This is a genomic window from Enterobacter sp. BWH64 (assembly GCF_001037645.1).
GTDB classification, from domain to species: Bacteria; Pseudomonadota; Gammaproteobacteria; order Enterobacterales; family Enterobacteriaceae; genus Enterobacter; species Enterobacter hormaechei_C.
This window is the reverse complement of record NZ_KQ089922.1, coordinates 570382-595047: the sequence shown is the minus strand read 5'-3', so window position 1 is coordinate 595047 and position 24666 is coordinate 570382. Positions and strand designations below refer to the sequence as shown.

The 24666-nt window shown below is 56.1% G+C and carries 18 protein-coding genes and 1 pseudogene; 10 read left to right on the top strand and 9 right to left on the bottom strand.

All coding sequences use genetic code 11. The annotated features are described in order from the left end of the window. Window positions 1-4 precede the first annotated feature (4 nt). A complete protein-coding gene (gene prlC / locus SK50_RS02740) occupies window positions 5-2047 on the bottom strand; it encodes an oligopeptidase A (protein WP_048229077.1) in 2043 nt (680 codons plus the stop codon). A gap of 208 nt (window positions 2048-2255) precedes the next feature. Here prlC and SK50_RS02735 point away from each other — a divergent pair, with 208 nt between their 5' ends. The 4 genes from SK50_RS02735 to SK50_RS02720 all read left to right on the top strand — a co-directional run bounded on the left by SK50_RS02735 (window position 2256) and on the right by SK50_RS02720 (window position 6871). Continuing rightward, window positions 2256-3098 carry a 23S rRNA (adenine(2030)-N(6))-methyltransferase RlmJ gene (locus SK50_RS02735; protein ID WP_048229074.1) on the top strand — a complete coding sequence of 281 codons (843 nt, stop codon included), beginning with the start codon at window positions 2256-2258 and terminating at the stop codon, window positions 3096-3098. A gap of 70 nt (window positions 3099-3168) precedes the next feature. After that, the gene (gene gorA, locus SK50_RS02730; RefSeq protein ID WP_017384179.1) at window positions 3169-4521 is read left to right on the top strand and encodes a glutathione-disulfide reductase; all 1353 of its coding nucleotides are present in this window, start codon (window positions 3169-3171) and stop codon (window positions 4519-4521) included. Window positions 4522-4692: 171 nt separating this feature from the next. Beyond that, on the top strand, window positions 4693-4980 hold the full coding sequence (locus SK50_RS02725) for a hypothetical protein (protein WP_003861213.1): 288 nt from the start codon (window positions 4693-4695) through the stop codon (window positions 4978-4980). A gap of 241 nt (window positions 4981-5221) precedes the next feature. Then, entirely contained in the window at window positions 5222-6871 is a 1650-nt protein-coding gene (locus SK50_RS02720) for an alpha,alpha-trehalase (protein WP_015571511.1), read from the top strand. A gap of 57 nt (window positions 6872-6928) precedes the next feature. Here the strand turns inward: SK50_RS02720 and SK50_RS02715 are convergent, their stop codons facing one another. Further along, window positions 6929-8515: an STY4199 family HEPN domain-containing protein gene (locus SK50_RS02715; RefSeq protein ID WP_017384180.1), complete on the bottom strand. Its 1587-nt coding sequence runs from the start codon at window positions 8513-8515 to the stop codon at window positions 6929-6931. A gap of 146 nt (window positions 8516-8661) precedes the next feature. Between SK50_RS02715 and SK50_RS02710 the strand changes: the two genes are divergently transcribed. Both SK50_RS02710 and SK50_RS02705 read left to right on the top strand, forming a co-directional pair. Next, window positions 8662-9201, top strand: a complete 540-nt coding sequence (locus SK50_RS02710; RefSeq protein WP_017384181.1) for a GNAT family N-acetyltransferase — start codon at window positions 8662-8664, stop codon at window positions 9199-9201. A 71-nt stretch (window positions 9202-9272) separates the two neighbouring features. Beyond that, window positions 9273-9611, top strand: coding sequence for a lysozyme (locus SK50_RS02705; RefSeq protein ID WP_015571514.1), 339 nt, complete (start codon window positions 9273-9275; stop codon window positions 9609-9611). Here the strand turns inward: SK50_RS02705 and SK50_RS02700 are convergent. Both SK50_RS02700 and SK50_RS02695 read right to left on the bottom strand, forming a co-directional pair. Then, window positions 9590-10192 carry a response regulator transcription factor gene (locus SK50_RS02700; protein WP_045344679.1) on the bottom strand — a complete coding sequence of 201 codons (603 nt, stop codon included), beginning with the start codon at window positions 10190-10192 and terminating at the stop codon, window positions 9590-9592. The genes SK50_RS02705 and SK50_RS02700 overlap by 22 nt on opposite strands. A gap of 174 nt (window positions 10193-10366) precedes the next feature. Beyond that, window positions 10367-11125: pseudogene (locus SK50_RS02695) on the bottom strand (SDR family NAD(P)-dependent oxidoreductase). Between the two features lie 119 nt (window positions 11126-11244). Between SK50_RS02695 and SK50_RS02690 the strand changes: the two are divergent. The 3 genes from SK50_RS02690 to SK50_RS02680 all read left to right on the top strand — a co-directional run bounded on the left by SK50_RS02690 (window position 11245) and on the right by SK50_RS02680 (window position 14803). Next, window positions 11245-12144, top strand: a complete 900-nt coding sequence (locus SK50_RS02690) for a LysR family transcriptional regulator (RefSeq protein ID WP_017384184.1) — start codon at window positions 11245-11247, stop codon at window positions 12142-12144. A gap of 50 nt (window positions 12145-12194) precedes the next feature. Beyond that, window positions 12195-13220, top strand: coding sequence for an inner membrane protein YhjD (yhjD, locus tag SK50_RS02685; RefSeq protein WP_023295574.1), 1026 nt, complete (start codon window positions 12195-12197; stop codon window positions 13218-13220). Between the two features lie 260 nt (window positions 13221-13480). Beyond that, window positions 13481-14803, top strand: a complete 1323-nt coding sequence (locus tag SK50_RS02680) for an MFS transporter (RefSeq protein ID WP_015571519.1) — start codon at window positions 13481-13483, stop codon at window positions 14801-14803. A 509-nt stretch (window positions 14804-15312) separates the two neighbouring features. Here the strand turns inward: SK50_RS02680 and SK50_RS02675 are convergent. Both SK50_RS02675 and pdeH read right to left on the bottom strand, forming a co-directional pair. Next, complete coding sequence (locus SK50_RS02675; RefSeq protein ID WP_045344801.1) at window positions 15313-17355, bottom strand: AsmA family protein; 2043 nt, start codon at window positions 17353-17355, stop codon at window positions 15313-15315. 65 nt (window positions 17356-17420) lie between these two features. Then, window positions 17421-18194 (bottom strand): cyclic-guanylate-specific phosphodiesterase, encoded by a 774-nt coding sequence (gene pdeH / locus SK50_RS02670; RefSeq protein ID WP_015571521.1) that lies wholly within the window; start codon window positions 18192-18194, stop codon window positions 17421-17423. Window positions 18195-18424: 230 nt separating this feature from the next. On the opposite strand from pdeH, the gene SK50_RS02665 reads away from it, so the two are divergent. Beyond that, window positions 18425-19354: a 2-dehydro-3-deoxygluconokinase gene (locus SK50_RS02665; protein WP_017384186.1), complete on the top strand. Its 930-nt coding sequence runs from the start codon at window positions 18425-18427 to the stop codon at window positions 19352-19354. A gap of 62 nt (window positions 19355-19416) precedes the next feature. Here the strand turns inward: SK50_RS02665 and SK50_RS02660 are convergent, their stop codons facing one another. The 3 genes from SK50_RS02660 to hmsP form a co-directional block, all read right to left on the bottom strand. Next, window positions 19417-20907, bottom strand: coding sequence for a M16 family metallopeptidase (locus SK50_RS02660; RefSeq protein WP_006808577.1), 1491 nt, complete (start codon window positions 20905-20907; stop codon window positions 19417-19419). Between the two features lie 221 nt (window positions 20908-21128). After that, on the bottom strand, window positions 21129-22415 hold the full coding sequence (gene dctA / locus SK50_RS02655) for a C4-dicarboxylate transporter DctC (RefSeq protein ID WP_015571524.1): 1287 nt from the start codon (window positions 22413-22415) through the stop codon (window positions 21129-21131). 159 nt (window positions 22416-22574) lie between these two features. Then, window positions 22575-24581: a biofilm formation regulator HmsP gene (hmsP, locus tag SK50_RS02650; protein ID WP_048229072.1), complete on the bottom strand. Its 2007-nt coding sequence runs from the start codon at window positions 24579-24581 to the stop codon at window positions 22575-22577. Between the last annotated feature and the right edge of the window lie 85 nt (window positions 24582-24666).

Below are 24666 nucleotides of genomic sequence, written 5' to 3'. Positions count from 1 at the left end.
GCAATCAGCCTTTGATTCCGTAATGCTCCAGCATCGCATCCAGCTGCGGCTCGCGGCCACGGAAGCGTTTGAACAGCTCCATAGGCTCTTCTGAACCGCCGCGCGTCAGGATGTTATCAAGGAACGACTGACCTGTTTCGCGGTTGAAAATCCCCTCTTCTTCGAAGCGCGAGAAGGCATCCGCCGCCAGCACGTCGGCCCACAGGTAGCTGTAGTAGCCTGCGGCGTACCCGCCTGCGAAGATATGGCTGAACGCGTGCGGGAAGCGTCCCCAGGTCGGGCCTGGAATAACCGCGACCTGCTTTTTAATCTCAGCCAGGGTTTCGAGGATTTTCGCCCCCTGCTCCGGGCTGAACTCGGCGTGCAGGCGGAAGTCGAACAGGCCGAACTCCAGCTGACGCAGGATGAACATCGCCGCCTGGTAGTTTTTCGCCGCCAGCATTTTATCCAGCAGTTCTTTCGGCAGCGGTTCGCCCGTTTCGTAATGGCCGGAGATAAATGCCAGCGCGTCCGGCTCCCAGCACCAGTTTTCCATAAACTGGCTTGGCAGCTCGACCGCATCCCATGGCACACCGCTGATACCGGCGACGCCAGCGGTTTCGATGCGGGTCAGCATGTGGTGCAGGCCGTGACCGAACTCGTGGAACAGGGTGATCACTTCATCGTGGGTAAACAGCGCAGGTTTGCCGCTCACCGGGCGGTTGAAGTTACAGGTCAGGTAGGCGACCGGTTTTTGCAGGGAACCATCCGCTTTACGCATCTGGCCCACGCAGTCGTCCATCCACGCCCCGCCACGTTTGTTTTCTCGCGCGTAAAGATCCAGATAGAAGCTGCCGCGCAGCTCGTTTTTCTCGTCATACAGCTCGAAGAAGCGCACGTCCGGATGCCAGACGTCGATGTCGGTACGCTCTTTCGCGGTAATGCCGTAGATGCGTTTCACCACCTCGAACAGGCCGTTAACGGCTTTGTTTTCCGGGAAGTACGGACGCAGCTGTTCGTCGCTGATGCTGTAGAGGTGCTGTTTCTGTTTTTCGCTGTAGTACGCGATATCCCACGGCTGAAGCTCGTCCACGCCGAACTCCGCTTTCGCAAAGGCGCGCAGCTGAGCCAGTTCTTTTTCACCCTGAGGACGGGCGCGTTTCGCCAGATCGGTCAGGAAGTCGAGCACCTGCTGTGGGTTCTCGGCCATTTTGGTGGCGAGGGATTTATCCGCGTAGCTGTCGAAGCCCAGCAGCTGTGCCAGCTCGTGGCGCAGGGCGAGGATCTCCGCCATCACCGGGCTGTTATCCCACTTACCGGCATTCGGCCCCTGATCGGAGGCGCGGGTGCTGTAGGCGCGGTACATCTCTTCGCGCAGGGCCTGGTTGTCGCAGTAGGTCATCACCGGCAGATAGCTTGGGATATCCAGCGTTAACAGGAAGCCTTCCTGCTCTTTCGCTTCGGCCTGGGCTTTTGCCGCCGCCAGCGCGCTTTCCGGCATACCCGCCAGTTCAGATTCATCGGTAATCAGCTTCGTCCAGCCCATGGTGGCGTCGAGGACGTTGTTGCTGTACTGGTTGCCCAGCTCGGACAGGCGCGCGGCGATTTCGCCGTAGCGAACCTGTTTTTCTTTTGGCAGGCCAATCCCGGACAGTTCGAAATCACGCAGGGCGTTATCGACCGATTTTTTCTGCGCCGTGTTCAGTTCGGCATAGTGGTCGCCGTCGCGCAGGTCGCGGTAAGCTTTGTAAAGCCCTTCGTGCTGACCCACCCAGGTGCTGTACTCAGAGAGCAGCGGCAGGGTTTGTTCGTAGGCTTCGCGCAGCTCCGGGCTGTTTTTCACCGAGTTCAGGTGACTCACCGGGGAGAAGATACGCCCCAGCACGTCGTCCATTTCGGCCAGCGGCTGACACAGATTCTCCCAGGTGTACGGCGCGCCCTGCGCAACCACGCTTTCTACCGCCGCGCGGCAGTTTTCCAGCGACTGGGTAACGGCCGGAACCACATGCTCAGGGAGGATTTTAGAAAACGGTGGCAACGAAAAAGGCGTCAGTAATGGATTGGTCATAAACGCTGTCCTGTTGAAATAGATGAATGAAGCGCGCATCCGGCGCTGTGCATATTGTTTTCAGTAATGGGGTTAAGTGTAGAGGATTTCAATGCCGAAGGTTGTCGAAAAACGCCCGGTGGCGCTGCGCTTACCGGGCCTGCGGGTAATCTGTGCCGTTCTGCTGTAAACTGTGGCAAATCGTCAATTCAGCGGAATATCATTACCCATGCTCAGTTATCGCCACAGCTTCCACGCAGGCAACCACGCCGACGTCCTCAAACATACCGTTCAGAGCCTGATCATTGAATCGCTTAAAGAAAAGGATAAACCGTTCCTTTATCTGGACACCCACGCGGGCGCGGGCCGTTATCAGCTGAGCGGCGAGCATGCCGAGCGTACCGGTGAATATCTGGAAGGGATTGCGCGTATCTGGCAGCAGGACGATCTGCCTGCCGAGCTGGAGCCGTACATTGGCGTGGTGAATCACTTCAACCGCAACGGCCAGCTGCGTTACTACCCGGGTTCACCACTGATTGCCCGCCAGCTGCTGCGCGAGCAGGACAGCCTTCAGCTGACAGAGCTGCACCCGAGCGACTTCCCGCTGCTGCGTTCTGAGTTTCAGAAAGATAACCGCGCCCGCGTGGACAAAGCCGATGGCTACCAGCAGCTGAAAGCCAAACTGCCGCCGGTTTCCCGTCGCGGCCTGGTGCTGATCGACCCGCCGTACGAAATCAAAACCGACTATCAGGCGGTGGTGACCGGCATTAACGAAGGTTACAAACGCTTTGCGACCGGCACCTATGACCTGTGGTATCCGGTAGTGCTGCGCGCGCAAATTAAACGCATGATCAAAGACCTCGAAGCGACCGGCATTCGTAAAATCCTGCAAATTGAGCTGGCGGTGCGCCCTGACAGCGACCAGCGCGGCATGACCGCGTCCGGCATGATCGTCATTAACCCGCCGTGGAAGCTCGAAGCACAGATGAACAACGTGCTGCCGTGGCTGCACAAAACGCTGGTGCCAGCCGGTACGGGTCACGCCACCGTGAGCTGGATCGTGCCGGAGTAATCGCAGCCATCGGTGGAAACTATTGATTTCAGGTATACAATCGCGGCAATTCACGATTAAGGACAACGCTATGACTAAGCATTATGACTACATCGCAATCGGCGGCGGCAGCGGCGGCATCGCCTCCATCAACCGTGCAGCCATGTACGGCCAGAAGTGTGCGCTGATTGAAGCCAAAGAACTCGGCGGCACCTGCGTGAACGTGGGTTGTGTACCGAAGAAAGTGATGTGGCATGCCGCGCAAATCCGTGAAGCTATCCATATGTATGGCCCGGACTACGGCTTTGACACCACCATCAACCACTTCGACTGGGATAAACTGATCGCCAGCCGTACCGCCTACATCGACCGTATTCACACCTCGTACGATAACGTACTGGGCAAGAATAACGTCGACGTGATCCGCGGCTTCGCCCGTTTCGTGGATGCGAAGACGATCGAAGTGAACGGCGAGACGATCACCGCCGATCACATCCTGATCGCCACCGGTGGCCGTCCGAGCCACCCGAACATTCCGGGCGCGGAATACGGTATCGACTCCGACGGTTTCTTCGAGCTGCCTGCTCTGCCAGAACGCGTTGCCATTGTGGGCGCAGGTTACATCGCGGTTGAGCTGGCCGGCGTGATTAACGGCCTGGGAGCGGAAGCGCACCTGTTCGTGCGTAAACACGCGCCGCTGCGCAGCTTTGACCCGCTGATCGTCGACACGCTGGTCGAGGTGATGAACGCCGAAGGCCCAACCCTGCACACCAACGCCGTGCCAAAAGCGGTGGTGAAAAATGCGGACGGTAGCCTGACTCTGGAGCTGGAAGATGGTCGCAGCCAGACCGTTGATTGCCTGATCTGGGCGATTGGTCGTGAACCGGCCACCGACAACTTCAATCTGGCCGCAACCGGGGTGAAAACCAATGAAAAAGGCTACATTGTCGTTGATAAATTCCAGAACACCAGCGTACCGGGCATTTATGCCGTCGGTGATAACACCGGCGCCGTAGAGCTGACGCCGGTTGCCGTGGCGGCGGGGCGTCGTCTTTCCGAGCGTCTGTTTAATAACAAGCCGGACGAACATCTGGACTACAGCAACATCCCGACCGTGGTCTTCAGCCACCCGCCAATCGGTACAGTCGGCTTAACCGAGCCGCAGGCGCGTGAGCAGTACGGCGATGACCAGGTGAAAGTGTATAAATCGGCGTTTACCGCGATGTATACCGCGGTCACCTCGCACCGTCAGCCATGCCGCATGAAGCTGGTCTGCGTGGGCCCGGAGGAGAAGATCGTCGGCATCCACGGCATTGGTTTCGGCATGGACGAGATCCTGCAAGGCTTCGCGGTGGCGCTGAAGATGGGCGCAACGAAGAAAGACTTCGATAACACCGTGGCGATCCACCCGACTGCGGCGGAAGAGTTTGTGACCATGCGCTGATCGGTCTGATCCGCAACAAAACCGGCCAGCTGGCCGGTTTTTTTATGCCCTGGGCAGGTAAACCCAACGGCTGTACAAACGGTAACAAAATAACCCGCCACCCGGGGTGGAATTAACTAATCTTAGAAAGCGCTACGCGTTCGCCTGTTACTACGGAAAAAGATTAGAGATATGAAAATGCACGTAAAGATCACCGCAAAACTGATGGCCAAAATGCACCTTGTTCTCGCGCTGGTATGGGCGATACTGACTATTCCTACCCTGCTGTGGTGGAAAAACAGCATTCTGTGGGTGTCGTTAATGAGCATTTACGCCATCGTGATTTCCCATCTGGCTGCGTACAGCGCCGCCCATGCGGAAAAAGCGGCCAGCAAAGCGATGGATAAAAGCGAAGGCGCCAGCCAGAAAGCCAATCAAACCGCCAACAGCCTTCAGGGCAATGCGCGTCAGGCACATTAATCCGTGCTTATATGCAGAATACCGAATGCTCTGAATTTTATTCCTGCTCTGTTTCCAAAGATTCTGATTTAATAATTTCATAATCAAAGGGATATCTGATTTTCAGCGTGTTTAAATCCATTTTGAAAGCGTGATCTACCGCACACTTCGCACCGCATTAACCGAAGCGAATGTCTACGCTTTAAAGATAGCCGGGAAAAACCCGTATTGGTTACGACAAAAACCGGAGGTCCTGAACACCATGTTCAACCAGAAACTACAGACTGCCGAGGATATCGAGTTCGAGATTGCAGAAGAGCTGCGCTACGAAACCGATCCCTGTGAGTTAAAACTGGATGAGATGATCGAGGCAGAGCCGGAACCGGAAATGATTGAAGGACTGCCGGCGTCCGATGCCCTTACGCCCGCAGACCGCTACCTTGAACTGTTTGAACACGTCCAGTCGTCGCGGCTGTTTGCGGACAGCAAAACCTTTCCCGACTGCGCGCCGAAGATGGATCCGCTGGATATTTTGATCCGCTATCGCAAGGTGCGTCGTCACCGTGATTTTGACCTGGCGCGCTTTGTGGAGAATCACTTCTGGCTGCCGGAGGACTACAGCAAAGAGTACGTCTCTGACCCCGGCCTGTCCCTGAAAGAACATATTGATAATCTGTGGCCGGTGCTGACGCGTGAGCCGCAGGATCACATCCCGTGGTCGTCGCTGCTGGCGCTGCCGCAGGCCTATATTGTGCCCGGCGGGCGATTCAGTGAGACCTACTACTGGGACTCTTACTTCTCCATGCTGGGGCTTGCTGAAAGCGGTCGTAACGATCTGCTGAAATGTATGGCCGATAACTTCGCCTGGCTGATTGAGCGCTACGGCCATATCCCGAACGGCAACCGTACCTACTATCTCAGCCGCTCCCAGCCGCCCGTTTTTGCCCTGATGGTGGAGCTGTTTGAAGAGGACGGCGTGCGCGGGGCGAAGCGCTATCTTGAGCATCTTAAGATGGAGTACGCCTTCTGGATGGACGGGGCGGAATCGCTGCTGCTCAATCAGGCCTATCGCAGTGCGGTACGCATGCCGGATGGCTCATTGCTCAACCGCTACTGGGACGATCGCGACACGCCGCGAGATGAATCGTGGATTGAGGACGTGGAAACCGCCCGTCATTCCGGTCGTCCGCCGAACGAGGTGTATCGCGACCTGCGCGCCGGCGCAGCCTCAGGATGGGATTACTCATCCCGCTGGCTGCGCGATCCTGCGCGGCTGGCCAGCATCCGCACGACACAATTTATCCCCATTGATTTGAACGCATTCCTGTTCAAACTGGAGAGCGCTATCGCCAATATCTCCGCGTCGAAAGGGGATAAAGAGACGGCTGATCTGTTCCGCCAGAAAGCCAGCGACCGGCGCGCGGCGGTGAACCGCTATCTGTGGGACGAAGAGAACGGCTGTTATCGTGATTACGACTGGCGGCGTGAAGCCCTGGCGCTGTTCTCTGCGGCCAGCATTGTGCCGCTGTATGTGGGCATGGCGACGCATGAGCAGGCTGAACGGCTGTCCGATGCCGTTAAAGCCCGTCTGCTCACGCCGGGCGGTATTCTCGCCACCGAATATGAAACCGGGGAGCAGTGGGATAAGCCGAACGGCTGGGCGCCGCTCCAGTGGATGGCGATCCAGGGGTTCAAGCAGTACGGCAACGACTCGCTGGGAGATGAGATCGCCTGGAGCTGGCTGCACACGGTGAACCATTACTACAAAACCCATCATAAGCTGATTGAGAAGTACCACATCGCCAGCAGCACGCCACGCGAAGGTGGCGGGGGTGAGTATCCGTTGCAGGATGGCTTCGGCTGGACGAATGGCGTGGTGCGACGGTTGATTGGGCTGTATGGGGAGCCCTGAGCCTCACCCCTCACCCTGCCCCTCTCCCCTGAGGGGCAGGGTGAGGGGGAAAAATAATCAGCGGATCACCTCATAAATGGCAGTCTGGATGGACTGCCATTTTTTTGTGCTGGCATCGGGCTGCGTCTTCGCGCGGCGCGTTGCCATATCGGCGTCGTGCTGCTGGCGTTTCACCACCGCGGGAACGGTACAGAATGCTTTCAGGTACTGCTTACGCATAGGCGTCAGCGATTCGCCGTTCGCCATCGCATGGCTAAGCGTATTAATAAAGCGTCGGCAGGGCTTTTGCTCTGTCATTTGCAGGCGGTAGCGCAACATTACTTCCAGTACATCGTCGTAGCCTGCCGACAACGCCTCCTCCGTCCATGACATTTTCCAGTCCATCCCGCCCTGCAAAAACAGGAGCGCCACGCGGGTGTCATTGCGATTGATGGCCGAGCGGAAATTATTCTCATCCCAGGTAACACCCATGCGGGTTAACGTCTCGCGTGAGGAAGGCGTTTCGCGCATCTCCTGCACCTGCGCGGGAGATGCCGTACTGGCCACAGCCGGCTGCGGTTTACTGCTGGTCACCAGCCAGAATCCCCCCACGACAATCGCGATAACCATCACGCCAACCGCTCCCCACAGCACGCCGGAAATCAGCTGTTCGCGCTGCTCTGGCGTACGCGCGGCGCGCTGAGTCGGTTTTTCTATACTGTCGCGCACTTCAAAAAGATCGCCGCCTGTGGTGCGGTCCATTTTTTGCGCCTTTTCCCAGAACGCGTGCAGCTCGCTTTCGTCCACCGCCATCAGCGCCGCCGGGTTAACGCGTGTCCGCCCTTCCTCAAACGCGCGCTGAACGGAGCGGGTGATCTGCGTGTAATAGCAGTCGAGCAGCTGGATTTGCGCCCCGCTTAACGGCTGCTGCACGGTGATGCTGTTGCGGATTTGTCGAATATCTTCGAGGAAAGTTTGCAGGGTTTTGCGGGGCTCTACCAGCAGCGTCAGCATGTCCGGAGCGTTAAACAGCGGCGCGTAGTAGCGGCTAAATTCTTTTTTATCCACCAGCAGCTGGGCCAGTTCGCTGAACAACATGCCGCTCAGAACATCATTAATCTCACCGTTTTTCAGCCAGCGACGCACGCGTTCAGCGTTAAACAAGGTCTTAAGATGATTATTCAGCCGTACCGGATCGGGCCACGCCTGCTGTATCAGCCCTTTAATCATCAGCTCAATGGCACGCACCTGTTTCTGCGCCTGAAGCTGGCTCTCCTTCTCTGGCACCCTCCCGGTATCGTAGGTCAGGAGGGGCTGTTGCAGACGCAGATATTCAAGGGAGGTGACGAAGCGCATCGCCGCAATCAGTTGATTTTCGCTGACATCCTGCCCGCTTTCATACTGGGGAACACGCTGCTGAAGCAAGCGTAATTGCAGCGTAAAGGCCGTCATTTCCGCATCATTCAGATTCAGCTTCCTGGCTACGGCGCCCCACCCGCCCAGCCCCAGGCGGGCGCTATCCAGTTGCTCCAGAAACCAGCGTGGATCTTTTCCTTCAGAAACATGTACATTCAACAGAAGTAAAATTTCAACAGACGCCTGACGGATCGCTGCCAGACAGTGTTCAAACTGTTCGCGGGTATGATGCGATGAGCTAATCATCATTGTTTTCCTTGAGAGACAATGAGTACCGCTAAAGCGGCATTAAAAGTCGTTTTTCTTTTTATTTATATGAGGTTAAACATACCTGACTTTCTGTTGAAATAAAGTGACAACCTTATAATCATTTGCAATGCCTCCGGAGGATCGTCATGCCCGCCTTAACCACCGCGCGTCTCACCTGCTCGCCGCTGCAAGAGCAAGACTGGCCCTTTTTTCTGTCGCTACAGCAAAATCCTGAGGTGATGCGTTTTGTCGCCCCTGCGCGTAGCGAGGCGGACATTCGGGAAGCCTTTGAGTCTCGTCTGTTGCCGTGGACGCCGGGCAGCTCGCACTGGCTCTGCCTTGTGGTGCGTGAAACGGCCAGCCAGACGCCGCTGGGCGTAACCGGCTATGTGCACCGGGAAGCAGATTGTGCTGAAGTCGGTTTTCTCTTTGCGCCCTCTGCGCAGGGGAAAGGTTACGGCTTTGAATCTCTGCGGGCTGTGTGTGATTTCGCGCTGACTCAGGGTAATATCCGTCGGCTCACCGCCACCGTGACGGCGGGAAATATCGCCTCAAGGCGACTGCTGGAAAAAACAGGTTTTCAACTGGAAGGTGAGTTGCGTGAGAGTTATTTCCTTTCAGGGCAATGGCATAACGACTGGCTATTCGGTTTACTGAAAAAGGAATTCCCGTTCAGTTTAACCTGATTAACAGCCATTTGGCGGATATTTCCCCGGCGGCGTTTCCTCTATAGTCGTGCCACTAAGAGGAAACGCTTATGACGGGTTATGCAATGCAGATATCTTCTGCTGCAATCGCATTAATTAAAAAACAACAGGGTCTTTCCCTGGAGAAATACCGTGACGAAAAGGGTATATGGGTTATTGGTTATGGTCACGTGATTCGCCAGTGGGAAAAATTTAACAGTCTCATCACGCCGATTGAGGCGGAGAATTTGCTTTTTAATGATATTCAATTATGTGAGGCGCTGCTGCGGGAAATGAACAAACGCCCATTAACCCAACAGCAGCATGACGCCCTGATATTAACCCTCTTCAGTTTTGGGGAAGAGTCCCCTCTGCCTGAGAAGATACTTCAGGCCGTCGCCCGGGTGTAGTACATCGCGGCCTGCGTCCGGTTTTTGACATCAAGACGCCGGAAAAGCGTCTCAAGATGGGCTTTTACCGTTGCCGCACTGATGTTGAGATTACGACCAATCTCTTTATTGGACTCTCCGGCCGCCAGTAACTTCAATACCTCACGCTGGCGCTCGCTTAACACTGCCAGTTCATCCTGAGAGGAGTGCTGCTTCAGCCACTCGCCGGGAAAACAGACCATTCCACGCGATACGGAATCCAGCACTGCGGAAAAGCGTTCGGGATTCGCATTGCGGGGAACTATCGCCACCACGTTGCGCTGAAACATTTGCTCAACCCAACGTCGCTCTTTTTTCGTTAACACCAACACCACGCGCGACGCTGGAAAACGATCCATAATCTCTTCCAGTAAAGCCACACCATTATCACGAATTAAATACCCATCTATCATGACGATAGCGGAGGGTGACACGGATAATTGCGCCCATAATTCATCAGTCTGACGAGCCCCTGTCATCTCTATTTTCGGAATTAACTTCTGCAAACTGTACATCGCTCCATGAATAAATAATGACTGCCTGTCAAACATGATTACTCGCATCGTTTTACTCCTCTGAGAATAGCGAAGGGGGATTCTACAGAGGCATTTTTTAAGAAAAAACTCAATGAATGGAGAGGTTACAAATCACCCAGCTCTCTTTATATCTTCCAGCATTTAGACATACCTGTTTTAAGGATTTCCTTAAGAGGGTTCCCTCCCCCTTAAGACTGAACATTACAGGAACATACCGCCTGAAACTTCAATACGTTGCGCATTCATCCAGCCCAGTTTGTCACTGAGCAACGCCGCAATGGCGTCACCAATATCATCGGGCAGGCCCACGCGTCCCAGCGCTGTCTGCGAGGCCAGCAGCTGGTTAAGCTCCGCATTATCCCGCACGCGTCCGCCCCCAAAGTCGGTTTCAATCGCGCCGGGCGCGATGATATTGACGGAAATTCCGCGCGCACCAAGCTCTTTTGCCTGATAGCGGGTCAGCACTTCCATCGCCCCTTTCATTGCCGCGTAGGTGCCTGAACCGGGCTGAGTAAAACGGGCCAGTCCGCTGGAGACGTTCAGGATCCGCCCTCCGTCTTTTATGAGCGGCAGCAGCTGTTGCGTGAGGAAAAACGGCCCTTTGAAGTGAATGTTCAGCGCATCATCAAACTGCGCCTCGGTCGTCTCGGTATAGGGTGCGTATAACCCTGTACCTGCGTTGTTCACTAAATAGTCAAAGGTGTCACGTTGCCAGACGTGTTTGAGGGTATCCTTCACCTGCTGAGCAAAGCGCGAAAAGCTTGCCGTATCGCCGACGTTAAGCTGCAATGCTGCCGCTTTTCCACCTGTTCCCTCGATTTCGCGCACAACTTCCTGCGCCTCCTGCTGGCTGTTGTTCTAGGTCAGGATGATGCCTGTCCCTTCCGCGGCCAGCTTCAAAACGGCATTTTTCCCCAGGCCGCGGCTACCGCCCGTCACTAAAGCAATACGTTCACTCATAATTCACCTCGTTTCGGCTGTGATGAAGATTGAGAAAGAGCTTATTAGATGGTAGAAAATCAATAAATAGTGCCGTCAGCGCTTCACTGTTTCATTCATAACAACAATGACCAACATCTATGGATAAAATACACGCAATGCAGCTATTCCTTCGGGTCGCGGAACTGGAAAGTTTTTCCCGCGCGGCGGAGACGTTAAGCCTGCCGAAGGGGAGCGTATCGCGACAGATCCAGGCACTGGAAAACGCACTCGGCACGCAGCTGCTGCACCGTACTACCCGCCGCGTCAGCCTGACGCAGGACGGCATGGTTTATTACGAGCGCGCTAAAGATCTGCTGATGAATCTGGACGAACTGGACGGCATGTTCCTGCACGACCCTTCAACCATCAGCGGTCGGCTACGTGTGGATATGCCCGTTGCCATTGCGCGAAATGTAGTCATTCCGAAACTGCCTGCATTTTTACAACAGTTTCCCGGCATTGAGCTGGAGCTGAGTAGCAGCGATCGTCTGGTCGATGTCATCCGCGAAGGATTTGACTGTGTGGTTCGCGTGGGAAACTTAAAGGACTCCGGGCTTATCGCCCGCCCGCTTGGGAAACTCTCGGTGATTAACTGCGCCAGCCCGGATTATCTGACGCGATTCGGCTACCCTGAGACGCTGGACGATTTGGCTTCGCATGCCCTCATTCACTACTCCGCCACGCTGGGCACGCGTCCGCAGGGTTTTGAGTATTACAACGGCAGCGCGACCCAGTGGGTGAAAACGGGAGGCGTATTGACGGTTAACAGCACGGAAACCTACCAGGCCGCCTGTATCGCCGGGCTTGGGATTATTCAGGTTCCGCGCGTCGGGGTGCGTGATGCCCTGCGCACGAAAAAACTCGTTGAGATCCTGCCGCAATACCGGGCTGAACCGATGCCCGTCTCCCTCATTTATCCCCACCGCCGTAACCTCTCCCGCCGGGTGCATGTGTTTATGGAGTGGCTTACCGAACTCACAAAAGGTTACGTCGACTAGTCACAAGCTATAATTCAGTAACATCCAGCTCAACGAAAAGGAAAATGCGCGTGACGCCGGAAAATAACCCGCAACGACCGACTCAACATTTAGATTATGAACCCATCAAAAAGATGGATAACGAGCCTGAAGCGCCGAAAGAGCCTGGAACGGCCAGCAAAGCGCTGGGCACCGTGACCGGCATAGCCGAAAAAATTCAGCAGATACCCGCGATTGCTCACCTGATACGCGCCGCTGAGCGCTTTAACGACCGCATGGGAAATCAGTTTGGCGCGGCGATTACCTATTTCTCGTTCCTGTCGATGATCCCCATCCTGATGGTGTCATTTGCCGCCGCCGGTTTTGTGCTGGCGTCTCACCCGACGCTGTTGCAGGACATCTTCAATAAGATCCTGACCAACGTCAGCGACCAGACGCTCGCCGCAACGCTCAAAAGCACCATCAACACCGCCGTGCAGCAGCGTACCACCGTGGGTATCGTCGGGTTGCTGATTGCGCTCTATTCCGGGGTGAACTGGATGGGCAACCTGCGTGAGGCTATTCGCGCCCAGTCGCGTGACGTCTGGGAGCGTAGACCGCAGGATCAGGAGAAGATATGGGTGAAGTATTTGCGCGACTTTATTTCGCTGATTGGGCTGCTGGTGGCGCTGGTCATTACGCTCTCCATCACCTCGGTCGCCGGTTCCGCGCAGCAGATGATTATCTCCGCGCTGTACCTGGATTACATTGAATGGCTGAAACCGGCCTGGCGCGGCATTGGGCTGGCCATTTCTATCTTTGCTAACTACCTTCTGTTCTTCTGGATCTTCTGGCGTTTGCCCCGCCATCGTCCGCGCAAGAAGGCGCTGATGCGCGGGACATTGATTGCCGCCATTGGTTTTGAGGTGATCAAGATTGTGATGACCTATACGCTGCCGTCCCTGGTGAAGTCTCCCTCCGGCGCGGCCTTTGGTTCGGTGCTGGGGCTGATGGCTTTCTTCTATTTCTTCGCTCGCCTGACGCTGTTCTGCGCCGCGTGGATCGCCACGGCAGAGTATAAAGATGACCCGCGCATGCCGGGTAAAACCCACCGCTGATATCATGTCGGGCTGATATTTCAGCCCGATTCGCCATTTCAGCATATAAATCCAGGCCGTAACTTTTATTTAACGCAAAACCAGTTTTAATGACTGATATTTAAAAAGTGTGAAGCATTTCATAGAAGTGTTTTCGCTGGTCTGAAAATTATCCGCTTTTTGTTGCTTTTATGACCACGCCACGCCTTTGTTACAGATTGAAATGTCGCTTTTGCTATGCCTAATATGGCCCTTCGTTCGTCCAAAAATAAGAAAATATTATGCAAGCAACAGCCACCACACTTAACGAAGGGGCGGAACACGTTCCGGTCAACTCGCGCAATAAAGTCGTCGTCGCATCGCTGATTGGCACCGCCATTGAGTTCTTCGACTTTTATATTTACGCCACCGCTGCGGTCATTGTCTTTCCGCATATTTTCTTCCCTCAGGGCGACCCGACGGCAGCCACGCTACAGTCTTTAGCCACCTTTGCTATCGCCTTCGTTGCGCGTCCGATTGGTTCAGCGGTCTTTGGGCATTTTGGCGATCGCGTCGGCCGTAAGGTGACGCTGGTTGCCTCGCTGCTGACGATGGGGATCTCCACCGTCGCCATCGGCCTGCTGCCGACCTATGAAACTATTGGCATTCTGGCGCCTGTGCTGCTGGCGCTGGCGCGCTTTGGGCAGGGTCTGGGGCTGGGCGGGGAATGGGGCGGCGCGGCACTGCTGGCGACCGAAAACGCCCCGGCGCGCAAACGAGCCCTGTATGGCTCTTTCCCGCAGCTGGGCGCACCGATTGGGTTCTTCTTCGCTAACGGCACCTTCCTGCTCCTCTCCTGGCTGCTGACTGATGAACAGTTCATGAACTGGGGCTGGCGTATTCCATTCGTCTTCTCTGCCGTGCTGGTGCTGATTGGCCTGTACGTTCGCGTGTCGCTGCACGAGACGCCGGTCTTCGCTAAAGTCGCCGCGGCGAAAAAGCAGGTTAAAGTTCCGCTGGGGACGCTGCTGACCAAACACCTCCGCGTGACCGTGCTGGGCACGTTCATCATGCTGGCAACCTACACGCTGTTCTACATCATGACCGTTTACTCCATGACCTTCAGTACCGCCGCCGCGCCGGTCGGCCTGGGCCTGCCGCGTAACGAAGTGCTGTGGATGCTGATGATGGCGGTCATCGGATTTGGTGTGATGGTGCCCATCGCGGGCCTGCTGGCGGATAAATTTGGCCGTCGTTCAAGCATGATCGTCATCACCTCGCTGATTATTCTGTTCGCGCTGTTTGTCTTCCCGCCGCTGCTGGGTTCAGGTAGCCCTGCGCTGGTGATGGCGTATCTGCTGATTGGCCTGAGCCTGATGGGGCTGACTTTTGGCCCAATGGGCGCGCTGCTGCCGGAGCTGTTCCCGACTGAAGTGCGTTACACCGGCGCGTCGTTCTCCTATAACGTTTCGTCGATTCTGGGCGCCTCGGTGGCCCCGTATATCGCCACATGGCTTCAGGCGAACTATGGCCTGTTCTATGTGGGTGTCTATCTGGCGGCAATGGCAGCGCTGACGCTGATTGCGCTGCTGCTGACGCATGAGACGAAGCATCAGGCGCTGTAAGTGAATGCCGGGTGGCGGCTACGCCTTACCCGGCCTACGATTCAGCCCTCACCCACAGGGCTGAGGGCTCCCCACAAAATAATGCCTGCACAGACGGCCCCCTCTCCCTTGAGGGAGAGGGCTGGGGTGAGGGGGAACATACGGCTCAGGTGGTCATTCCGTTCACTTTATGTTCCTTGCTACTCTGTCACGACATGAGCGGTGAACGTGCCAGGGTGGCTCAGTCGCCACCACCCTGGCGACCCGGGCTTCCGGCGGAAAATCGCCGCTTCGCGGTGCCTTCGGCTTATTCCTTCCGGCTTATCGGGGACGGGCGGAGGTAACATCCCTGTAAAGCCCGCCCTCTCGGCGCATCCCTGCGCCTCGCCCCGGCCTACAGGAAACGCCTCAGCGATTTACAGCCGGACCGAGGCATCGCTGAAAGCCCTCAGTTATTCTGAGGCAACGTTATAGCTTTTGCTTTCAAATTACTGGAGCCCCTCTCCCCACAGGGAGAGGGAGAAACGGGACTACTTCTTCATCTGCGACAAAATCGTCCGACACTGATTCGCTTCGCCTTCTGACGGCGAAACCAACGCCAGCAGCGCCGCCGCAGGGGTGACCAGCGTAGCGAGCGCGGCGGCGACCGCACCACGCGCAATCAACGGCCCGGCCTTCACGCCCGCCTGAGGATCTTTGAAGGTCCCGCGAACGTACAGCGGCGAGCGCAGGGTGATGATACGAATACCTTTACTTTCCGGATCGATGGTTAAATCCAGCTGCTCGGACGCCATGCTGGCGGTACCGGTGACGTTGATAACCGCGTTTTCCGTGTCGAAAGCGAAGATCTGCGGACGCGCCACGCCGTTGACCAGATCCAGATTTGCCGCCGCGCAGTTAACGCGTACTTCGTCGTCACCGAAGATTTGCCCGATGATAAAGTTCCCGACGTTCAGCCCCAGGATCTCCATCAGGTTACGGCTCACCAGCCCGTCGTTCATCAGCAGCTTCAGGTTGCCGTTTCCGCTACCCAGCAGCGCCGCTACCGAGTTACCCGTGCCGCGAATATCCGCGTCGCCGTTCATCTCACCGAGGGTTTTCTGCATCAGCTCCACGTCCGGCATCAGCTCTTTCAGCTTCAGCCGACGCGCCTGGATCTCCGCCCTTCCCTGCATCGGCTTTTTATCCCCCTCCAGGTGGATATTCGATGAGATGGTTCCCCCAGCCATGCCAAACTTCAGCGGTTGCAGGCGCAGGTCGGCGTTTTTCAGGATGATATGGGTCGAGAGGTTGCTCAGCGGCAGCGTGCTGCCATGCTCAATTTTACGTCCTTTGAAGCGCACATCCGCATCCATCACGTCCCATTTGTCGGTTTCGAAGCGGTCATAGGGCAGCACTTTACCCGCAGGCTGAACGTCCTTTTTAACCTCTTTAGACTTCGTGCCTTTGCCCGAATCTACGCCAATCAGCGGACCAAGATCGGCCAGACGCAGCTGGCGGGATTCAACGTCCCCCTCCAGTTTCGGGCGCGGTTTACCGGTGGTGTAGGTCAGCGTGCCGTGGATATCGCTGTCGCCGATGCGCCCGTTAAAATTCCGGTAGTCAAAGACGGACGATTTTTCGGTGTTGATTTTGGCAACCAGGCGCCCGTCCGTTTCAAACGGCGGGGTATCCGGCAGCAGCACGCCGGTCAAATCGTACAGTTCACCCAGCGAATCCCCGGCAAACTTAAGCTGGAGGTCGACGCCGCCCATGTTCATCGGGTCGTTAACCGTGCCCACGAACGCCACGCGGGTGTTGCCCGAGCGGAAATCCGCCTGCACCGGGAACGGCGTGCCCTCACTCCTGAGCGCCAGCATGCCGCCGATTTTGCCTTTACCGGTCAGCGGCTGGCCGTTGTAGCGCCCTTTCGCCGTCAGGCCGAAGACGTAATCGCCCGCTTTGCTGTCATCGCCTTTGGCTTTACTGCCCGTCACTTCGCTAAACGGCAGAGGCTTACCCAGCGGATCGACGAGGATCTCCACGTCAGCCTTACTCACCTTATCGTCAATGGCGATCCTCCCCCGATCGAACAGAATATTGTCGAGGCGGAAAGACCACGAAGAGGGCTGCGCATTCTGATCTTTATCGCCGCTGCTGGCGAGATCAAACGTCCAGTTATTGTTTTTCTCTGACAGGCGAATCAGCCGCGCGTCGGGCTGCTGAAGTTTGATCCACGGCAGATACACCGTTTTGGTTAACAGGGCTAACGGCGCCAGCGTGGCTTCCACGCGCGGCAGGTGGATCATGGTCACTTCGGGGATGTCCGGCGGGTTGCCAAGAATGATGTCGTCGGCGTGAACGTGCGGCCATGGCACCCAGCTTCGCCAGCCGGTTTCCTCTTTCTGGCGCTCCCACACGACACCCAAATCGCCACGTATTGCGAAGGGGCGGTTTAGCTCGGTTGAGACTTTCTGGTTGATGGTCGGTTTGAGCCGGTTCCAGTCAAACGTGGCGATAATGATGATTAAGACCACGATCAGCAACAAGAAAATCCCTGCTGTCCAGGAAATCACCCTGGTTGTTTTTGTCATTGTTGTCCCCTTTCCTGATGAACTTGCCTCTAAAACTATAGTTCAGACAAAGGGAAGCGGGCAGATCAGAGGGTAGTTATCACCTTTTCCAGGGTATCCATGGGGACAGGACGAGAGAGGAAATAACCCTGTGCCGCCGCTGCCGGGGAATTTTGCACGTCGCGCCACTCCTCCAGCGTCTCTACGCCTTCCACAATGACGCCCTGGCAATAGCGGTTCATCAGTTGCAGGAGCATCGTAAACAGGTTCCGTCCCTCCGGCGTCTGGCGCAGCATGATAAACAGATCGCGGGCCACTTTGATGTAGTCATAACGCACTTCGCTCAGGGCGGAGAAGTTGGCCATACCGGTACCGAAATCATCCAGCCACAGCGGGCCAAACTCACACATCGAGGCAAACGAGGAGTCCTGTGGCAGCTGAACATGTTCCACCAGCTCGAAGCGCATCCACGGCAAGGTGGCAATCAGCGCCTGCAATGTCGCGTTCTGACGTAACGCCATCAGGGTTGGGCCATCCACGTTCACCGACGCCAGAATACCGTGCTGCTCGAAGAACGCCTGCTTCGTCGCCAGCATTCTCAGCTGCTCTTCCAGCACGTCGATACGCTGACGCACGGCAACCTCCGCAAAATAGCGGTCCGGTGCAATACGCTGTGAAGGATTCGATGGATGAGTGACGACCGTTAACACCTCAATCGCCATTAACCGACCATCGGTACGGTAGATGGGCTGATAGGTGTACGCTCGCTCACATTGCAGCCAGTAGCGATGCTCCTGCAAGTTCTCAATACTTGCCTCAGGCGTAGTGCTCAGCCGCTGGATAACCTGCTCTGACTTCATTTCGGATGTCCTGTTGTATGGGATAGCCTTTCTGGACTCGTCACTGAGTTATCGGCCCGCCAGGTGAGAACTTTATGTTCAATTCACCGGGAAAATGAAATTAAGATGACAGAAATATGCCGGAATACGCGCTGGCTCAAAAAAAATAATGGAACGTCGTTTTAATATAGTTGACCATAAAAAACACACAGCGCACACTACCCTTAATTTCTTTGTTCAGGTTCACGACTATGTCTAAAAAAATTGCCGTGATTGGCGAATGCATGATTGAGCTGTCCCAGAAAGGCGCGGAAGTCAGCCGCGGTTTTGGTGGCGATACATTGAACACCTCCGTTTACATTGCCCGTCAGGTCGCCCCCGACGCGCTGAGCGTGAGCTACGTTACCGCGCTGGGAACGGACAGCTTCAGCCAGCAGATGCTGGAAGCCTGGCAGGGTGAAAACGTTGGGACCTCGCTGATCCAGCGAATGGAAAACCGCCTGCCGGGTTTGTACTACATCGAAACCGACAGCACCGGCGAGCGCACCTTCTATTACTGGCGTAATGAAGCGGCCGCCAAATTCTGGCTGGAAAGCGAGGCCGCCGCTGCCATTTGCGAAGAACTGGCGACCTTCGATTACCTCTACCTGAGCGGGATCAGCCTGGCGATCCTGAGCCAGGAGAGCCGTGAAAAGCTGCTGTCACTGCTGCGCGAATGCCGTGCCAATGGCGGTAAGGTGATTTTCGATAACAACTACCGTCCGCGTTTGTGGGCCAGCCGCGAAGAGACGCAGCAGGTCTACCAGCAGATGCTCGAATGCACCGATATCGCCTTCCTGACGCTGGATGATGAAGATGCTCTGTGGGGCGAAAAACCGGTTGATGAGGTCATCGCCCGGACGCAGGCTGCCGGGGTCAGCGAAGTGGTGATCAAGCGCGGGGCGGAGTCTTGCCTGGTGGCGGTTGCAGGTGAAGCCGTGACAGAGGTGCCGGCAGTGAAGCTGGCGAAAGAGAAAGTGATCGATACCACGGCGGCGGGAGATTCTTTCAGCGCGGGGTATCTGGCGGTACGTCTGACGGGAGGGACGCCGGAAGCGGCGGCGCAGCGCGGTCATTTGACGGCCAGTACGGTGATTCAGTATCGCGGAGCGATTATTCCGCGCGAGGCGATGCCTGCTTAAGGACTGTGCGGGCTGATGCCCGCACCCTAACCCTCTCCCTCAGCCCTGAGGGAACGCAGAGCTTACTGGCCCTGCGGAATATCGCTCGCATCCTGGTGTAAATCATCGGCTGCCGTTTGCGCTGGCTGCGGCGGCGTCGCCATGATGGCGTTCCAGGTGGCCTTCAACTCTTTCATGTCATATTCCGGCTCACCTTTCGGCTGCAACAGAATCAACGCCATATCCTGCGACAGCTGCTGACGCAGATCCTGATTCAGCATCTCCACGGTCAGACCGTTCAGGAAGTCCTGACGGAGTTTCTGATACTGCTCCGGCGCGATATCCACCACCTGATTCTGCAAGGAGCGAATGCGCTGGCTGATTAAGATATCGGTATCGGCGCGGGCATAGGTGGCGAACAGTTTCTGCAATTCGAGGGATTTCTGCGCCACCAGCGCGTTAAATTCCTCTTCAGACAGGCCCTCTTTCCGCACTTTAGCCAACTCTTTCGCCACCACGCCGAGATTGGCATTCAGCTTATCACCCGGCGATTCCACGTTAATGGCGCACTGGGCGCGCTGGAACAGCACACGGCAGTCAAATCCCAGGCCAATATCTTTCACGTTGTTCTTGCTGAGCGTCTGCTGAACGTGCCAGAACAGCGCTTCACGCGCGAGATCCGCACGCCAGTAACGCAACAGCGCAGAAGACTCGCGGATCGGCTGCCAGGCCGTATCCCACATCATTGAAAGACGATCCTGACGCACGGTATCCGTCATGATGCTGACCGTCTCAGGACGCAGCGGCGACAAGGTAGGAACAGGGGCGGGCGTTTCACGCTTCCCTTTCAGATCGCCAAATGCTTTGTTGATCTGTTCTATCACCGCACGGCTGTCCACGTTGCCCACCACAATCAGGGTCATGGCATCCGGGGTGTACCACTGCTGGTAGAAAGATTTCACCTGCGCGGCATCAACCGGCTGTTTCAGCGGCTCTGCCGGGTCGTGGCCAAGCAGCGTTGACCCTTTCAGGCGGTAGCGCCACCAGCCTTCTTTGGTATCCGTCGGCCAGGTCGCCACCATGTCGCTGTTGCTCAACGCATAGTTAACGGTCTCAGGCGTAATCGCCAGTTTGCCGGTGGCATCCGAAAGATAGGTCAGTGCTTCTTTAAGCAGATCGTTACGGTTGTTGGGCAGGCTCAGGTTAAACATGGTGTAGTCATAGGAGACCACAGCCGGGGGCAGCGGGCGTTTCGGATCGATGGCCTGTTGCCATAAAGAACGCACCTGAACCGCCTGCAAACTGCCGCTCTGGGTGAGCGCCAGTCGAGGAATAAAGTGGCTTAAGCCGGTCTGCTGGGTGCTTTCAGTGAGGGAGCCGGTATTCACAGAAAGACGGATTTCAATGCGATCGCTCGGACGTTGCGGAGTGGATAATACCTGCCACTGGAAACCATTCGCCAGTGTTCCCTGTTGCCAGGCCGGGTCTGGCTGGAGCGCATCTGCCTGCACATAACTGGCTGCTGCCATCATCAGCAAACCGCCGGTTAAGAGTCGAATTTTTGTGCCCTGCATGTGAACCCCTGATCAACATTCCTGGTTAAAGAGAGTGTCTCGCGACGTGAGCACTCAAAGATGACGATGAAAACCTTCCGATTAGACAGCGTGTTCGGCTAAACGTCACGGGCGGAAGTGAAATATACCCAAAAAAATCTTGTCGAATTATGACAGGTATGAACGGTTATTATGCGCAGGTGCCCGCATCCCCACAAGGGAATACGGGCATTTATGAGGGATTAAGAGGATAAACCGGGGGTTTTGTCCTCAGATGTGCGGTTATTCAGCGTATCGTTAAGCTTCTTGTGATCCAGCTCTTTCACCCACTTCGCCACCACAATCGTCGCCACGCCATTGCCGACCAGGTTGGTTAACGCACGGGCTTCAGACATAAAGCGGTCAATACCGAGGATCAGGGCCAGGCCCGCCACCGGCAGATGGCCCACCGCCGAAATGGTGGCCGCCAGCACGATAAATCCGCTGCCCGTTACGCCCGCCGCCCCTTTTGAAGAGAGCAGAAGCACCACCAGCAGCGTAATCTGATGGAAGATATCCATGTGGCTGTTAGTGGCCTGGGCAATAAAGACCGCCGCCATCGTCAGGTATATCGAGGTGCCGTCCAGGTTAAAGGAGTAGCCCGTAGGAATAACCAGCCCCACCACTGACTTACGGCAGCCCAGCTTTTCCATTTTATCGAGCATACGCGGCAGCGCGGACTCCGAAGAGGATGTGCCGAGGACAATCAGCAGCTCTTCACGAATATAACGGATAAATTTGAAGATGCTGAAGCCGGTCGCACGGGCGATGGAGCCGAGCACCACCACCACAAACAGAATACAGGTGATGTAGAAACAGACGATCAGCTGGCCAAGCTGTACCAGCGTGCCGACGCCATATTTCCCGATGGTGAAGGCCATCGCGCCAAAGGCGCCAATCGGGGCCAGACGCATGATCATGTTGATGATGCCGAAGATCACCTGCGAGAAGCTTTCAATGACGTTAAAAATCAGCTGGCCTTTGCTGCCAAGACGGTGCAGGGCAAAGCCAAAAAGCACGGCAAACAGCAGCACCTGGAGGATGTTTCCGCTGGCGAACGCGCCAATCACGCTGCTCGGGATCACGTCCAGCAGGAAGGCAACAATCCCCTGATCTTTCGCCTGTTCAGCGTAAACCGCCACCGCTTTCGCATCCAGCGTGGCCGGGTCGACGTTCATGCCCGCGCCAGGCTGTACCACGTTGACAATTATCAGGCCGATAATCAGCGCGATGGTACTGACAATCTCGAAGTACAGCAGGGCAACCGCCCCCGTACGCCCGACCGCCTTCATGCTTTCCATGCCAGCGATACCGGTCACCACGGTACAGAAAATGACCGGCGCGATGATCATTTTGATGAGCTTAACGAACGCGTCGCCAAGCGGTTTCATCTGTGCGCCCAGCTCCGGGTAGTAGTGACCGAGCAGAATACCGATGGCGATGGCTGTCAGGACCTGGAAGTAAAGACTTTTGAAGAGTGAGGTTTTCATAGGGTGTCCCTGGAAAGAAAAACTACAGGCTTTGTAAGGTTATGGTTAACCTGCGGCTTTAAAATAACACCCACATAACAGGACAGAAATAAACGGGGTTCAAATTTGAAACACAAATGTTAAGAACTTTGAGCTGGCTCGCACAAGCCAGCAACAAAATTACACTTTTGCGTTATTGCCAGCGTCGGCGAGATAGCGTTGCTCAAAGATATCCGTCGGTACGGCGCGGTCAAACAGGAAGCCCTGTCCGCTCTCCACGCCCGCCGCAGCCAGCCAATCACGCTGGGCGTCGGTTTCAATACCCTCGGCAATGACATGCAGATTCAGGCTGTGCGCCATCTGAATAATGGCCTGTACCAGGCTGCAATCCTCCGGCAGCCCTTCCACAAAGGTTTTGTCGATTTTCAGGACGTCCACCGGCAACGTTTTCATGTGCTGGAGCTGACGCAGGCCAGAATACCCCATACCAAAATCGTCCAGCGCAATGCGGATCCCGGCATTACGCAGCGGTTTCAGAATGGCGACAGCATCGTCAGGATTGTCGATACAACGGCTCTCGGTGACTTCCAGGATCAACGTGTGGGGCTGAATGCGGTAGCGGTGGATCAACTCGAGCATCTCCGGCACCATGGTCGGGTGCATCAGCTGTAGCGCAGAGAGATTCACCGACAGCGGCAGCGTGATGCCCCGTTGTTGCCAGGCCGCAAGCTGGCGGCAAGACTCTTCCAGCACCCAGTAGCCAACGGTGACCATCAGGCCGCAGGACTCGATACGTTCGATCATTCCCTCAGGCAGCTCCCACGTGCCGTCCGGCTGTTGCATACGCAGCAACGCTTCGGCGCTGGTCACTTCACCCGTGCGCAAATTGACCTGCGGCTGTAGCCAGAGCGCAAACTGGCGATTGTCCATCGCCGTCAGAATGTCGCTCTCTTCCGTCAGGCGTTGCTGGGCTTTTTCCATCTGCTCCGGATCAAAGAACTGGATCTGGTTTTTGCCTTTCCGGCGCGCGGTAAACGCGGCCGAGAAGGCCCGACGATAAAGCTGCTCGGCGGTCAGCCCCCCGTAGTACATCGCAATACCGATGCTGGCGCTCGGGCGAAGCTGGATACCCTGAATGGGCAGCCGCTCATTAATGACAGTGAGTACTTGCTGACCTAGCGTAATGGCGTGCCACGGCTCTTTAACACCGTGCGCGATCACCACCAGGTCATAACCGCTGACCTGGGTGAGCACCATGCGCGGTGCCAGAACGGATTTCACCTTTTCCACCAGGGTCAGCAACAGCATCTCGCGCTGGCTCTCTTTCAGCACGCCCGCCGTGTCCTGCAAGGTTTCGCAGGCAATCACCATTAGCGCGGTGGTCTGCTGGTGGGCGACGGTCTGCTCCAGCAAGGCCATTAAAAACGCTTTGTTTGGCAGATCGGATACCGGAAAACGGGTGGCGTTGCTACTGAGCTCTTCCTGCTGACGCAGTACACGCTGCTGGTTGATATTGTAACTCCGGACCAGCATGCCAATTTCATCGTCGTGATGCAGGCGCGGCAAGGGAAGCTGATGCCCCATGTGCTCCTGTGGAGAGAGGTCGTTCAGCTCCCGGGCTATGCGGCGCAACGGATGCACAATTAACCGGTTGATACACCACGTCAGCGCCACGCTCAGCATTAGTGTCAAAAGTAAGTAAGTAGTCACTAACGTAGCAACCCAGCTCATAACAAATTTATACATGCGGTACGAGTCGGCCTGTAGCACCAGGTAGGCCAGCGGCTGCGGGTTAGCCGGTCTTTCCAGGGAATAGAGAGGCAGGGAAATTTGCACCGGCAGTTCAAACAGGCGCATCACCATCATCGGGACGGGACGCTCCGGGATAAAACTCATCCGCAGCGCCTGGAACTGGTTCGGCAGCACGACATCCGCGCGGCTCACGATACCGGCGGGCTGAATGCGCTTCAGGATGGATTCCGCCTCGGGGATATCCCCTTTCAGGATCGAGGCTGACAGGGGTTCCCGCACCGAGCGGGCAATACTTTCCAGTTGCGAAGCCGTGTTATAGCGATTCTGCTGTACGGAGTGAAACAGCAAAATGACGCAGAAGATGAAGACAAACAGCATTGTGACGGCAGACACCATCGCCATCTGTTTGATCGTTAAGGAACGGCTGACACGCAAAATGACTCTCCACAAAACTCGAAGCGCAGGGCGCACCAGGGTGTAAACCTGGTGCGCCCGAGTATACCCGATAGCTGCACTTTTA